Annotated in this window: 11 protein-coding genes and 1 pseudogene; 8 read left to right on the plus strand and 4 right to left on the minus strand. The window is 37.2% G+C overall.

From position 1 onward, the window contains the following. Positions 1–75 precede the first annotated feature (75 nt). The 3 genes from MSBRM_RS01320 to MSBRM_RS01330 all read left to right on the plus strand — a co-directional run bounded on the left by MSBRM_RS01320 (position 76) and on the right by MSBRM_RS01330 (position 3,715). On the plus strand, positions 76–867 hold the full coding sequence (locus MSBRM_RS01320; RefSeq protein ID WP_048154205.1) for a beta/alpha barrel domain-containing protein: 792 nt from the start codon (positions 76–78) through the stop codon (positions 865–867). A gap of 40 nt (positions 868–907) precedes the next feature. Further along, positions 908–1,816 carry a Rossmann-like domain-containing protein gene (locus MSBRM_RS01325; protein ID WP_080943656.1) on the plus strand — a complete coding sequence of 303 codons (909 nt, stop codon included), beginning with the start codon at positions 908–910 and terminating at the stop codon, positions 1,814–1,816. Positions 1,817–2,347: 531 nt separating this feature from the next. Next, positions 2,348–3,715, plus strand: coding sequence for a hypothetical protein (locus MSBRM_RS01330; RefSeq protein WP_048154209.1), 1,368 nt, complete (start codon positions 2,348–2,350; stop codon positions 3,713–3,715). Positions 3,716–3,850: 135 nt separating this feature from the next. On the opposite strand, the gene MSBRM_RS01335 is transcribed toward MSBRM_RS01330, so the two are convergent. After that, positions 3,851–4,573 (minus strand): hypothetical protein, encoded by a 723-nt coding sequence (locus MSBRM_RS01335; RefSeq protein WP_230668998.1) that lies wholly within the window; start codon positions 4,571–4,573, stop codon positions 3,851–3,853. A 629-nt stretch (positions 4,574–5,202) separates the two neighbouring features. Between MSBRM_RS01335 and MSBRM_RS01340 the strand changes: the two genes are divergently transcribed. Continuing rightward, positions 5,203–5,634 (plus strand): DUF190 domain-containing protein, encoded by a 432-nt coding sequence (locus MSBRM_RS01340; RefSeq protein ID WP_230628831.1) that lies wholly within the window; start codon positions 5,203–5,205, stop codon positions 5,632–5,634. 355 nt (positions 5,635–5,989) lie between these two features. On the opposite strand, the gene MSBRM_RS21595 is transcribed toward MSBRM_RS01340, so the two are convergent. Then, positions 5,990–6,124, minus strand: a complete 135-nt coding sequence (locus MSBRM_RS21595) for a hypothetical protein (protein WP_255361966.1) — start codon at positions 6,122–6,124, stop codon at positions 5,990–5,992. Between the two features lie 98 nt (positions 6,125–6,222). On the opposite strand from MSBRM_RS21595, the gene MSBRM_RS01345 reads away from it, so the two are divergent. Both MSBRM_RS01345 and MSBRM_RS20955 read left to right on the plus strand, forming a co-directional pair. Then, complete coding sequence (locus MSBRM_RS01345) at positions 6,223–6,738, plus strand: hypothetical protein (protein ID WP_048154213.1); 516 nt, start codon at positions 6,223–6,225, stop codon at positions 6,736–6,738. Positions 6,739–6,770: 32 nt separating this feature from the next. Beyond that, positions 6,771–7,153 (plus strand): annotated as a pseudogene (locus tag MSBRM_RS20955) (RNA-guided endonuclease InsQ/TnpB family protein); the annotation flags it as partial. 239 nt (positions 7,154–7,392) lie between these two features. Here MSBRM_RS20955 and MSBRM_RS01350 read toward each other — a convergent pair. Beyond that, complete coding sequence (locus MSBRM_RS01350) at positions 7,393–8,355, minus strand: NosD domain-containing protein (RefSeq protein ID WP_048154216.1); 963 nt, start codon at positions 8,353–8,355, stop codon at positions 7,393–7,395. A gap of 718 nt (positions 8,356–9,073) precedes the next feature. Here MSBRM_RS01350 and MSBRM_RS01355 point away from each other — a divergent pair. Continuing rightward, a complete protein-coding gene (locus MSBRM_RS01355; RefSeq protein WP_048120435.1) occupies positions 9,074–9,481 on the plus strand; it encodes a DUF1699 family protein in 408 nt (135 codons plus the stop codon). A 402-nt stretch (positions 9,482–9,883) separates the two neighbouring features. Here the strand turns inward: MSBRM_RS01355 and MSBRM_RS01360 are convergent, their stop codons facing one another. Then, positions 9,884–10,999 (minus strand): AAA family ATPase, encoded by a 1,116-nt coding sequence (locus tag MSBRM_RS01360; protein WP_080943657.1) that lies wholly within the window; start codon positions 10,997–10,999, stop codon positions 9,884–9,886. A 533-nt stretch (positions 11,000–11,532) separates the two neighbouring features. Between MSBRM_RS01360 and MSBRM_RS01365 the strand changes: the two genes are divergently transcribed. Beyond that, positions 11,533–12,324 (plus strand): helix-turn-helix transcriptional regulator, encoded by a 792-nt coding sequence (locus tag MSBRM_RS01365; protein ID WP_048120431.1) that lies wholly within the window; start codon positions 11,533–11,535, stop codon positions 12,322–12,324. Positions 12,325–12,379 lie beyond the last annotated feature (55 nt).

The raw sequence follows: 12,379 nt of genomic DNA on the forward strand, positions 1-12,379 counted from the left end.
ATGCGAAAAACCGTCAGCAAAGAAAATTGAAACATAAAAGCAAGGAATTTATAAAGAAAATCTTTGAGGTAAAATATGATAGACCTTTTTGAGCTGTATTTTTATGAAGACTGTCCTTATCAGGATGAAAGCGCAGAACTGCTCAGGCTTGAGGGCAGGGGAAAAATGAGGATTGTTTCAAGAGAAAACGGTGTATGTGCCTGCGCCGGCGACTTGGCAGAGTATTATGAAAGAAAAAACATGAAGACCCTGAATTACCTTCGAGACGGAGATACTTTCAATCCCGGGGATGCAATTTTTGAAGCCGAAGGAGATCTTAAACTCCTGTTCAGGTACTGGAGGGTTTCCCAGACTTTCCTCACCATCATGTGTGCAATTGCCACGAAAACATCTTCTCTTGTTAATGCGGGCCGAAAGGCAAACCCTGACATTATTATCGCAACAAGCCGTAAGACCCACCCAGGATCGCGGATATTTGAGATTAAAGCTGTCCGGGCAGGTGGAGGAGATATCCATAGAAACTCCCTCAGTGATTCCATTCAGATCAGCCAGAATCACCTGGAAGTTGCAGGCGAACTGGGAAAACTCAGGGCCATTAAAAAGATAGAAATCGAGCCCAGAACGAGAGAAGAAGCGTTCAAATATGCAGGGATGTCGGATATTATGCTCCTTGACCACATTTCTCCGGAAGAACTGCGGAAACTCGGACCCGAACTTAAGAAACTAAATCCAAAGCTTGAACTTGCAGTGGGAGGAATCAAAGGGCCCATGATTCCTGAATACGCTCCTTTTGTAGATATTATCGTTATAAGCGCTCCCTATTACGCAAATCCACTTGACTTCACCACTAAAATCGAAAGAATTTAAAAAGAGATTATAAGAGATAAAAAGGTAAAAAGGTGGCAGCATGTCAGAAACAGAATCCTCAGAAAAAAGAAAATTCCCGGAATATGAAGAAAAAATATACAAAAATGGACTGAAAGGTAAAGAAAAACCAGTGGAAATAAATAAAGGGGAAGGAAAAAAAGAAGAAACTGAAATTCTGCCCACCCTGGTGAATGCTCTCAAAAATGATCTGGGCTCTGCTCTTAAGGACATAGAAGTAAAGGATGTAAGGATAGGGCTCGCCTATATAGGAGTCCTGCTTTCCGAAAATTATGGAGGCGTTGCCTGCACCCCGCTTTACGAGTTTTCAGGCTGCCCTGCTCTCGGGTTTGCGGGCTCTCTGAAAGGTAAAACTGCGGATAAAGTGCTTGAACTTGCCCTATCCAAAAATCCTCTTGAAGCTGCGGTCGGAGTTGCAACTGCAAATGCTCTTTCTCACATGTTGTGGGATACCAAATCTGAAAACTTCCCGACATCAAACGTGGATATCCTTGACCTCATAAAACCCGAAGACAGGGTTGCAATGGTAGGATATTTTGGTCCCCTTGTACCTAAAATCCTAAAAATAACCGAGAACCTCACGATCCTTGAAAAGCGTGAAATCGAATCTCCGAAAACCCTGATTCTGCCCTCTGAAAAAGCCAGAGAAGTTCTCCCTGCATCGGATGTAGTTATTCTCAGTGCAAGTACTCTCGCTAACAGGACTTTTGACGAACTACTGTCCCTGGGTGGCGCAGCAAGGGAAGTTGTCCTGCTAGGCCCAAGCTCTCCTCTTTACCCTGCTCCGTTTTTTGAGAGAGGAATTACTGCAGTAATGGGAACCCGAATCTTTGACCCTATGACTATGCTTACCATTGTCAGCGAAGCAGGGGGTACGAAAAAACTTCATAAGTGCTGCGGGGAAAAGGTAGCGTTTAGAAAAAACCAATAAATCAAAAATAATTCTGCTTGAGCGAAGCAAAGCGTAGCGAAACAGACACCGTGCTCCCGAAGCGGAACTCGGGCAGCGAAGCAGGGGGTACGAAAAAACTTCATAAGTGCTGCGGGGAAAAGGTAGCGTTTAGAAAAAACCAATAAATCAAAAATAATTCTGCTTGAGCGAAGTAACAAAAGGATTTTGTGCTGTTGTATTTGCAGTACAACTCCGGGAAACTTCCTATTTTCTGTGGTCTCCAGGCGAAACTCGGGTGTTGAACTTATCCTGAAACTCAAAATTATTTTTTTGAACTATACATTTCGAATAATCAGTCAAGTTTTTGACTATAGTTTCCAAAATAAAGCTTTAAAACAAATATATTAAGGTTTATATGTAAAAATTAAGCTTTATTTCTATGAAAATTATATAATTAGCCTTTAAATTTAAAATAAATCTATTTTTTCCTTTTTATTATACAAGTATTTTTATCTCTTTTTCTGGCAATTTAACGGGCACATAACTATAGGCTTGAATAAAGGAGATAAAATGAATATACACTTTAAATTTCGAGGCATAGCCACACTGGTACTGGTGGCCAGTCTGGTTACCCTGGCAGTTTGTGGGTGCGTGTCCGGATCGGAAACTTCGAGCAAAGCTACGACGGATACAACCACCGATACTACTAATACTACTAATACTACTAATACTACTTCTACGGCAAGTGAAGCGTACACACAGAGCGGAGGAACTGAAACCAGCTCAAACCAGGCTTTTACTGCCTCTAATACCGATGAAAACGGAATCAAAGTTACTAATGGCGGTACTTTCATTCTCTCTAATTCAACTGTGACAAAAACAGGAGACACATCTTCGAATGATAATAGCGACTTTTATGGCCTCAATGCTGGTGTACTTGCAGAGTCAGGAAGTGCAATAGAGCTCACCAACTGTACGGTAACTACAAATGCCAATGGCGCCAATGGTGTCTTTTCTACGGGATCGGGTTCTTCGGTAACTCTGTCCAATGTTACGATCAATACTTCTGCCGCCGGCTCCCGTGGTGTGGATGCAACCCAGACAGGTAACATAACCTGTACGGATGTGAATATCACCACAGCCGGACAACACTGTGCAGCCATTGCAACGGACCGTGGAAATGGAAATATTACTGTTACAGGCGGGGTTATGAACACAGCCGGAGACGGTTCTCCAGGAATTTATTCTACAGGCAATATTACAGTTTCTGGCTCCATAATTACAGCTACAGGATCGGAAGCTGCCGTAATAGAAGGAAAGAATTCCATATCTTTAACGAATGTAACCATTTCAGGCGAGAAAAAATGCGGAGCCATGCTCTACCAGAGTTTCTCAGGTGATGCCGAGGTAGGTACCAGCAGTTTTACGATGAACGGCGGCTCACTCAATGCATCAGTAGGTCCTCTGTTCTATATTACAAATACAGAATCTATAATAGAGCTAAAAGATGCTAATTTGAGTGCAGCATCGGGTACTCTCCTGACAGCCAGCGCCGACAGGTGGGGCAATACAGGATCAAACGGAGGCGTTGTGACCTTTAAGGCAGAAAATGAAACTCTTACGGGTAATATTACCTGTGATAATATCAGCTCAGTCACAACCATATTGCAGAACAACACTACCTTAACCGGAGCAATCAATGAAAACAATACTGCAAGCTCGATGAATCTGACCCTGGATTCAACCAGTACCTGGAATGTAACAGGAACTTCATACCTGACAAGTTTCGCAGATGAAGATTCCACACTGGATAATCTCAAAGACAATGGAAATACCATATATTATGACTCAAATTCCAGCACAAACAGCTGGCTTGAAGGCAAAACTTACACCCTGACTGATGGAGGTCAACTAACTCCTGTGACAGGTTCGCAGTAATGCTTGAATAAAAAACTATTCTTGTAGCCTTATAAGGCTACACTTTTTTCTGAGCTTATCCAACTCCCACAGTTCTTCGGTTACTGTTCTTATATTTTGAAGGAATCTTTGTATGGTAGGAAATGATTGTCTCGCTTATTTATATGAACGCTTGAAAACCAGTAGTGATAAAAGCCCTAAAACAGCCATCATTGAAGTAAAACCAGGCATTTGATTGGTTGTTTTATTACCAGTTGTTTTATTACCAGCAATCTTTTTTTCATTGCTTGAAAAGTTGACGCCATCACTTTCATTTACATATGGTATCTCCTCTGCTGGTAAAAGTTCTTCATCTAGTGTTGGCACTTCTCCCCATTCAAAAATTACTGGCACTTCACTTACGCCTTCTTGTTTACAGTTGTTGTCAATTATTTGATAAATTTCATCAATTATTGATTCATTAATGTTTTCAGGAGATTTTTTATCAAACTCCACAAATATGTATCCCCTATAGTCATAACCATAACCAACCACTGGTCCACCATTTTCTGGCATATAATGGTCAAGTTCATCTCTAAAACTATGAATACAATTTCCCGCTGTTTCTTCCCATTCCACTTTTTTATTAGCGTCTGTAATAACAGGCATTGTTCCCCGAGTAGTTATGAATCCGGACTCGTTTTTAACTTCGTTGAAAATCTGAGGGCCATAATCCGGTAATGGAAGATTCTCCTCATCATGTGCCCACATAAAAACCACAGGGATTTCATCTATGCCTTCCTGCTGTTCGCAGTAATCCTCAATTTTCTGATAGATCTTGTCAATTCTGGAGTCATTTACTTCTTCTTTATAGGCAGAGCCCAATTCAATTATCAGCATTTCGTTATTGGAGGCAACGCTTTTTATAGAGTTGTCAAATTCGGAATATGACGGCCCTATTTGTGTAAGATTAAACCAGCAATCTACAATTGAGTTTTCCCACTTCTGATCAATTGTTTCTGGTAAGGTTCCTCTGTATGCTATGAACGAGGGATCATTTTCAAATTCCTTATTCCTTTATAGAAGGTTCAGGGATCTCATTAAATTTGGAATCGTTAAATCCGCTATCATCTGCACTTGCAGAACTATATACAAAAAGAGAAACAAAAGTGATAAGCATTAGCCATTTACAAATATTCCTTCTTTTGGGCATTTCTATCAGACCTTATCAGTTACTTAATAATTGTAACTTCTATTATTGTCTTAAATTAGTCTTAAAATCAAGCAGCTTCGAGTTTGTGCAAAGTGAAACATAAATCAGTAGACAGAGCTTTTATGCGACTAGTCTCATAGCTCAACTGCACTATTTCTTTAACTAAGATAGTGTCAGAGCATAAAATACTTTTCAAATTCTCAAATTTTTTAAATTTTATATTTGTTCGCTTAAAACGAGAATTTTAAAAATATTTTTTTCAGTCGAATACCCTGCTAAGTCAAATGCCCCGCTAGCTTGCTGTGGAAATGGACATTTGGAGTGGCGTCGCGAACATACTACTTTGCTTGCAGCGGGGTACGCCAGCGCAACTTTAATTTTCCATGCTGACTGTATAACCTATAAAATTACACTTAATTATCTAAGCACACCAGGTGATTTCATGCCTTCCGCACTTCTTCGCATATATCTAAGGCAAAATGCAACTTTTCATGACGAATCCATTTATGAGAAGGTGATCGAATTTTTACTTGATTCAGGTATTAATGGTGCCACTCTTCTCAGAGGAATTGAAGGTTATGGAGCAGATAAAAAGATCCATACCATAAAGGTCTTACAACTAAGCCATGACATCCCAGTCGTTATGGAAGTAATTGACGATGAAGAAAAACTAAGATCCTTAATTCCTCAACTGCGAGAGATTGTTGGAAATGAGCTTATGACGATTCAGAAAGTAGAAATTGTTTGATTGGATTCATAAAATAAAATATGAATTGAGCTGACCAAAACTCAAAATTATTTTTCTGAATCCCATATTTTAAATAGTTAATCAAGCATCCGATTATGGAAAATAATTTGGAAAATAATTTGGAAAATAATTTGGAAAATAATTCTGAAACTTTATTAATTTTTGAGGATATAATTGGTTTTGGGATGAGCTCATCACTTATATTTACTTTCTCGAGTTGACGAGGGCTAGAAATTTCGTAGATTCAACTGTAGCTGCAATCATTTTTTAGTCCTTGTAAACTTAATAATATATATTTTTTAAAAAGTTGCATCGATTCTACATACTGAAGGTAATTTGTAATTTACTGAACTTTTTATATACTGCCCTGAAAGTTTGAATCTCCTAAAAAATTCAGTATTTTTACGGGAAAAACTACTGTGTTTTCTGCCTGTTCTCTAGCATTTTCTGGCTTGCTCTCTAGTATTTTCTGCCCTGTTGCTTTCCACATGACTAACCCAATGGAGAGTATGTACTCACGGTTATGAATAAAAAAGACCATATAATAATTAAAGGCAATATTAACGCTTATTCAGGGGAGTGATTAGCATGGTAGAGAATGAGCAATTGTATAATGAAATCAGGGAAGCTGTTAATGCTATTCCGATGAAGATTGGCTTTGAGGGCATAGGTGGAATTTCTGAGTACGTTACGAAGAGCGTTTTGGTTGGATATGCAGTTGTCCAGTATACAGTCACAGAAAAGGGGTTAGACAACAGGGAAATCACGAAAACGTTTGTTAAATCAAATCCAGTTTATCAGGATGGCTCAGGTAGTGATATCTATGGTGTGGAGACCCGCATCAGAAATGAGGAAACTGTAATTGGTGTTGTGCCAGCTACACGTCCAACATATGGAATTTTTGGGTTAATGCCTCTTGATGACCTATCACTTGAACAGGTCGCTTCACTTTCGTTTAGCCATTTTGGGAAAGACAAGTTTTTAGGATTCGAATATGAAGGTGTTGAACATCCCAACTGGATCAGTATGCTTCGTGAAAAGTGGATAGAGATAGTGTATGAACATGAAAAGGATCGTGAGATGTGGGGTGAAATACAAGAATAAGGGACAAAAAAATCGAAGAAATTTAACTCTATCTTCACAGGCGGTTTGAAGTTACTCTGAAAACAGCAATTATATCAAAGATCTGTACTGGAAAATACTATGTTAATATTCTTGTATGATATGGGAAAGAACAACCTACAAAACATGATTTTTTAGAATCTACTACAGTGGGGATAGATGTTGGTATCAAAGATTTTGCAGTTCTTCTACAGGAAAAAAAATTGAGAACCCTCAATACTTAAAAAACTCTTTTACCTGATTGAAAGTCCTGCAAAAAAGAGTAAGTAGAAAAGTTAAAGGATCTAAAAATCGAGAGAAGGCAAGGCGGCACCTCTCCAAGCTCCATGAATAAATTAGCAATCAGATAAACGATTTCCAGCGCAAACTCTCTTCTAAACTTATCAGCGAGAAGGAGTTCACCGAGAAATTCATTAATCAATAGACAAATCAAAAATAAGATTTATGAACATATTTTTGGATCGCAGCACTAGGGTCTCGGTAGGAAATCCTTAGTGGTAAGAAGGATCTTTGGTAATCTGTTTTTAATACGTGATCCTCTTACCGTAAACTTAATATTCTAATTTACTTTCAATTTGGCACGTTCATTATAATATTTTTTTCATATTTTTGTTAGTAACTGCATTTTCAAAGATATTATTTCTTAGCAGAAAGTTTCAAAGAAAGGTTCGATGAAAGGTTCGATGAAAGGTTCGATGAAAGATCCGATGAAAAGTTATAAGAAGGGTCTGAAAAATTGACAATCGAGACTTTCGACGGTACAAGAGGTAAATAATCAACATAATCAGAACCTTCCAATTTATAAGGTTCGTCTGCAAAGCCATCTCCGTTGTTATCGGAGTGTGTCTGTGAGAAGCCATCGCCTGAGGGAGTTGCCCAGTAGTTACCACCCATATAATGGCCGCCTACTATGTTTTCTCCAGTTGTTTTCTCAGTGTTGAAAATGCTTACGACTCCATCATCGGCATTTACATTTACTATATTGTTAAAAACATTATTAGTAATAGTACATGGAGCATCAACAAGATATAGTCCATTATCACAGCTTGTAATTTTATTTCCACTGACTTTCAGGGTTTTAAACATAAGATCAAAGGCATATACTCCTGTTTCGCAGTTGTAAATCTCATTATTAAGAATAGACTCGCTTCCACTGTACATATAAAAACCAATATCGGCAGCCATACTAAAGTTAGATATCTTATTATTTTGAACCGTGCAGTAAAAAGCGCCGTTTGTATCCTCGTTGCGGTTAAACGAAAAACAAGTACCTGAAGATCTCCCTGGGCCTATTATGTCAAAATCTTTTATTATAACGTTACTTTCATAAATATTGAAGGCATTGTCTTTAGCTTTAATTATTGCTTTATAAGGACTGCTTGACATTATAGTTATATTCGCAGTTGAGATCTCAACGCCTCCACTGTATGTTCCCGGTTTTACAATTATTGTATCTCCAGAATGAGAACTATCTACTGCTTTTTGAATTGAGTTTCCAGGCTCTACATAAATAGATTTAGCAGAAGCACTGCAAGTGATAGCTTGAAGTGAAAGCAATACTGCTAATATCACCAACATAATTTTTTTTGTTTCCCTCAAAACAAAACCCCGACAAAGTTTTCTAGTATTGATGAAGTTTCTTAGTTTATTTGCTTGTTTAGTTGATTATCAAATAACTAGTTATCCGGAATTTAATTAATCGTTAAGTAATTAATACTCAAACAATTCTATTTTTAAACCCACTTAATTCATTTTTGTTTTTAAACCCACTTAATTCATTTTTGTTTTTAAACTAACTTAATTCATTTTTGTTTTTAAACTAACTTAATTCATTTTCGTTTTTAAACTAACTTAATTCATTTTTGTTTTTAAACTAACTTAACTAGTTTCTGTTTCCAAACTGACTTGACTATTATCTGAGCTACGTGCTTTATTTGCAAAGACAGATATATTGAGTGGTTCACTATATATAATAACTTCAGTCTGTAAGATCTAAATAATATATAATTTTTCCTATGTATTTATGTATATTTACTAATATTTTCTTAAATATTCTGAAGTACATATTATTTCATTATCTTTCTGCTAACTAACATCAGTTTTAATCTAACAATTATCTTAGCTGGCTAATTCCTTCCTTTAAATCACAACAATTCTTTCAGTTGGTTCATTCATTCGTTTAATTGCGGGAAATTACGGAAGCAGGAGAAACAGAAGACTATGTAAAAAATAGTTAGACTATCAGATAAACATTTATAGTCAGTGAAAGTAACTTCTATCAATAAAAAACATAACAATTTCATAGTGGGGGAAAAACATGAAAATAAGAGTTGTTAGCTCAAGAGAAGAAATCTTTACATTGAATCCTAATGAACGCATTGTTCACCTGGCATTCAGGCCTTCGAACAAGGATGTATTTGGACTGGTTGAAACCTGCCCTAAGATTGAAGTAGTTCAGTTACCGAAATCTTACATGGGCACAATCTCAAAGTCCATAGAAATGTTCCTTGAACTGCAAAAAATCCAGATTATCGAAGGTGATGTCTGGGGGCACAGGAAGGACATTAACGAATATTACACCGTTCCGTCCTCGGTTATTGAAAGAATAAAAGAAATGAAAATCGAAGGTAAATCCAATGAAGATATCGAAGCAAAAGTTTCAAGGGAAAGCAAAATAAATCCTGAAATGGTTGCTTATATCATGAACAAGGAAGCTCCTGCCTGAGTTCATACAGAGCAAAATATTTTAAAATTCTTCACTGGAGATATAAGTATATTCAAAGATAGTCAGAAAGGTCTCAGGCTTTTCAGGAATCCACGTTATTTTTGATCTCCAGCTTAAGTTTTTCATTTATATAAGCTCTATTGAGTTCTTGGGCTTAAAATTTAGCCTGTATTTTCCACAGAAGGAATTTTACAGGATTATTTTTTTATCACTATAGCGTTTACCTTTATTGTTGAAAATTTTGAATTGGATTTTTGAATTGGATTTTTGAATTGGATTTTTGAATTGGATTTTTAAATCTTTGAATATTTTCTCTGTTCAAAAAGTAAGTTTTTGGATCTTGACCTGCTTGCTGTGAAACCCGTCTCTTTTAAGCGTAACAATTCTCAGGAAACCTTCTATCTAAGGACACAAGTTGAAAGTTCTTCCGTTTTCGATAGGAAGATTTTCAGGATTTCTATGACCATGAACTTGATAAGTATTCTCATTCGTATTTTTATTGAAACTTGTAGCGACCATATATGCATCTTCTGGCTCGCCCACTCCATTAATCATCTGATCGGCTCCGACAAAAACCAGATTTTCAGGAAGGCTGCTAAGGCCTCCGTGAGTTACGAGCACGCATTTATTATAAAATTTATAATAAACGCATGTCCTTAATTTCTTATGTAAATCAAGGACATTATTTTTTGTAACGCCTAACTGCTCCATTTCTTTCAAATCGTACCAGGTATTTGCAAACTCGGAGACCTGAGTTTGTTCTTCGCCTTCGGCCAGCCAGCAAAAACTTTTTTCGTTATCTCCTTCAAGCAGGATTACATTATCCCTGCACATAATGGAGATCAGAAACTTAATAATCTCGGCATTTTCAGTATTTTCAGCCCCTCGGCCTGTGTAATCTCCCAGAAAGATATACAGGTCACTGTCGTTAAGCCCGCATGCAAGATATTGCATAAGAGCTGTGTAATTCCCAACTATATCCCCAATATGATGGATTTTTTTGTAGTTGGAAAAGTTAGTTGGCTTGTATCTAATTCTTTCATAAAATTCACATGGGTTTATTACCGTAACAAATGATGGCACTGTTTGCCTGTTTATCACAGAATACAGTTCATCAATTACAGCTTCAGGTACAACTTCATATTCAGGTCTTTTCCTGTTTCTCTCCTTTGCAATTTCAAGGGGAATCTCGGAAAAATCAACACAGATAGCTGAATATCTGTAAGTTCTTACAAGCTTTCTGTACTTCGCAATATCTGCGTTTCCGGCATTTGTCGCGTCTAAAACTATGAAATCCCCATCTTCCATACGGCATTTAATGAGAGAGTAAATAAGTCCCCAGACCCGACGATTGATTTTTTGAGAGATTACAGGCCTTCCGGTAACAGAGAGTACAGGTGGCTTAATAAGTAGACGGACATTGTCTGAAGAGATGGTGTAAGGCTCAAGGTTATTTTCCCTGACAAAAGTTGATTTGCCGGAGCCAGGTATTCCTCTCAAAAATACCAGATACCTCATATCATACCCAGTATCTTATATTCTACTCCAGTCTCTTATATCTATATCATATCTCAATACTCTATGCAATACCTCATATCATATCTCAATATGTCATACCTCAATATGTCATACTTCAATATGTCATACCTCAATATGTCATACTTCAATATGTCATACCTCAAAGTATATGACGAATCTATCCCATAACTCAAAACTGCTTATCCAAATTTCGAATTAGAAATAGTCAATGGGTTTCAGATCACGGGAAATAGTTCTGAAACTTTTATCTATTTGAGGATAAAGCTGGGTTTGGAATAAGCTCATCGAATAATTTTAAAAATTAAAACTTAAAAATTAAAAATTAAAAATTTTAAGAACGATCACACATATTCTATTTTATAATTTTAATTTTGCTTAAAAACTAATAATCCAGGAATGGATACACATTTATTTTAAGTATCAGGTTCCTGTTAACAACTGGGGCGTTCAGGAGAAGTACAGTTGAAAAATGAGGAAGATATTTATTAAATATCTGTATATATAACAAAACCATGAACAGCCCGCTTCTCGAATTGATTTTCCTTTCCGAAAAAAGGAAAGATCTTCTTTTATTTTTGAAGGATGGGCCCAAAACAATTTCAGAGATCAAAGAAAACCTGAATGTAGGTCTGGTGGCAATTCTCCCTCAATTAAAAAAGCTGAGGGAAAACTCCTTGATTTCAAAGACAGGTGATATCTACAGCCTGGCTCCTCTTGGGATAGCAATAGTTGGTAGAATGAAGCCAATGATAGATGTCTTAAATGTCTTCGGAAGCAAATATGAATATTGGGCAAACCATGCCGTTGAGTCCATACCCGACCCTTTGCGGGAAAGAATAGGAGAGCTGACTAACTGCACGTTTTCCAAACCTCCTGACAGGACATGCCTCTTTGAGCCTCACAGGGAATTTGTGGAAAACCTTATGAAATCAAAAAAAATAAGTGGTATTGCATCGGTTTTTCACCCACTTTATCCATCCCTTTTTCTGACTTTTGCAAAAAATGGAGCTAATGTTTCTCTTCTTGTAACTAGCCCGATTTATGAGAGAATAAAAGAAGAATATGGAACCGAATTATGTGAATTTATTAAATTCGAAAATGCAAATTTCTACGTTTGCAGCAAAAAAATAGAACTTGCTTATGCAGTTACCGAAAGGTTCCTTTCCCTTACCCTACCTTTTTCGGACGGCACCTACGACCATATAGAAGATGTACTGTGCTTTGAACCTCAGGCTATACAGTGGGGAGAAGATCTTTTTGCCTACTACAGGAAAATCTCGGATAAACTCACTGAAATTCGCTGAAATCTGAATTCCTTCCAGGTCAGTTCCCGGAACAGCCGGAAGATAGTTATAAATT

Source organism: Methanosarcina barkeri MS (assembly GCF_000970025.1).
Classification (GTDB): Archaea; Halobacteriota; Methanosarcinia; order Methanosarcinales; family Methanosarcinaceae; genus Methanosarcina; species Methanosarcina barkeri.